This window comes from Clostridium sp. AM29-11AC, from assembly GCF_003480545.1.
Lineage (GTDB): Bacteria > Bacillota > Clostridia > Lachnospirales > Lachnospiraceae > Otoolea > Otoolea saccharolyticum_A.
On sequence record NZ_QUJI01000061.1, the window covers coordinates 459 to 665 of the forward strand.

Below are 207 nucleotides of genomic sequence, written 5' to 3' on the forward strand. Positions count from 1 at the left end.
ATGCTGGAAAGTTTTCTGCAAGAGCCGGAACGCCTGACAGATGATGATGTCATGCTGTTGTTGAAACTCATTTTTCACAGGCAGGACACGCAGGAACTATTGAAAAAACTGCTGGAACGGGAGAAGCCGGAAACCCCTTAGTTTACTAAGGGCGCAATTATACACCACCCAAAGGTTGGTGCATTGCGTTCTCCGAAGGCTCCTCGC

At 48.8% G+C, this 207-nt stretch carries 1 pseudogene; it reads left to right on the plus strand.

Annotated features, from left to right (window positions below):
- A pseudogene (locus tag DW757_RS17875) lies at positions 1-141 on the plus strand (glutamyl-tRNA amidotransferase); the annotation flags it as partial.
- Between the last annotated feature and the right edge of the window lie 66 nt (positions 142-207).